Below are 1,710 nucleotides of genomic sequence, written 5' to 3'. Positions count from 1 at the left end.
TGATGTCTCGCTCTCGCTGTCGCCGTCATCGCGGGCGGCGTCACCGGGTCGGGCGGCGGCGCCTCCCCCGATCGTGCCAGGTCTGCGGCGCACGCGCTCGGTCGCCGCGGCGCGCAGCGCGCCGACGCCCCGCGACAGCCGGGAGCCGCCCAGCAGCGAACGCAGGCTCAGCCGGGCAGCGAGCCTGCGCCGCAGGCCGGCCTGCTTCCCCATGCCGCCGACGATCTCGTCGACCTCGCCCCAGAACGCGTCGATGTCCTCGGGCGTCGGGTCCGTCGGACCGAACACGCTCGCATCGGCCCGGTCGGCGAGGACGGTGGCCGCAGGCAGCGTGAGCGACTGCGCCACGTGCTCCGCCTCCTCCGCCCTGGTCGCTCCGGCGGGGATCCGCGCTCCGTAGTCGACCGCGCGATCGGCCAGCTCGTCCCAGCCTCCGCTGATCCGGTCGGCGGCCGCCTCCGCCGTGCGCCGCTTGCGCCGACGGGCGGCCTTCCACGCCCCGATGACGATGAACGGCGCGAGCAGGATCGCAAGCAGCAGCAGGACGCCGCCGGCGACGGCCAGGATGATCCCGATGATGCCCAGGATCTCGGAGCTGCCGTCCTCGCCCTCGCGCTGGTCCGGAAGCGTCGGCGGGAGGTCCACCGGCTCCTGGGGCGGGGGCGGCGGCTGCAGGACCTGCGGCTTCGGGTTCACCTTCGGCTTGGTGGTCTGCTCGTTCGGGACCTGGTCCTCCGGCGGCGTCGGATCGAACACGACCCATCCCGCACGATCGAAGTTCACCTCGACCCACGCGTGCACGTCGTCGCCCGTCGCGGCGAACGTGCCGCTCTCCTTGCCCTCCTCGGGGTAGAACCCCATGACGACGCGGGCCGGCATGCCGAGCTCGCGCGCGAACAGCGCCATCAGGGCGGCGTACTGCTCGTCGTCGCCGATCATCTGGTCCCCGGCGAGGAGGGTGCTCAGCCGCTCCGCGGTGTGTCCGGCGCGCGAGAGCACCTCGCCGTCGAGGCCGTGGCTGAAGAAGCCGCCCTCGTGGAAGTAGGTCTCCAGCGCCCTGACCTGCTCGATCGGCGTCTTCGCGTTCTCCACCGCCTCCGACGCGAGGGTCGCGACGTCGTCGGGGACGCCGCTCTGCTTCGGCATCACGACGTGGCCGAACCCCTGGTCCGCCAGCTCCTCGTCGGAGAACTCGCGCGGCAGGATCGCCTCCACGGTGTAGGAGTCGCCCTCGCCGAGGCGGGCCGTCGTGACGGCGGTCCCGGTGGCGTCGTTGTAGTAGGTGCTGCGGCGAAGCTCCTCGCCGCGGGTGCCGCCATAGGCGATCTCGCGCACCGCGCCCGCGTCCGGGACCCAGACCCCCCGGTAGTCCTGGACCGAGAACCGCAGGGTCACCGGCGTCCCCTCGGCGTCGGCGGACATGTTGCCGCGCAGCGGGGTGAACCCGCCCGAGGAGCCGATCCCCCGATCCGAGACGTCGTAGACGACGCCGGTGTACTGGTCCATGGTGCCCAGGCGCACACGCGCACCTTCGGGCAGCCCCTCGACGGTGAAGAGCGTGTCCTCGCGATGGTCCTTCACGTAGCCGCGGAAGCCCTGCAGCGGGCTCGGGTACTGGTGCACGTCGAACGGCGGGATGACGACGTCGCGGAACACGTGTCGCGGCTCGGTCGGCGCCGCGACCGCCGCGGTGGCCGCGCCGACGCCGCC

The 1,710-nt window shown here is 73.2% G+C and carries 1 protein-coding gene; it reads right to left on the bottom strand.

All coding sequences use genetic code 11. From position 1 onward, the window contains the following. On the bottom strand, nt 1-1,710 hold a 1,710-nt coding region (locus MR1_RS19060), incomplete at both ends, for a transglutaminase-like domain-containing protein (RefSeq protein ID WP_067250865.1).

Source organism: Microbacterium resistens NBRC 103078, from assembly GCF_001552355.1.
Classification (GTDB): Bacteria; Actinomycetota; Actinomycetes; order Actinomycetales; family Microbacteriaceae; genus Microbacterium; species Microbacterium resistens.
This window is presented reverse-complemented; position numbering and strand designations above follow the sequence as displayed.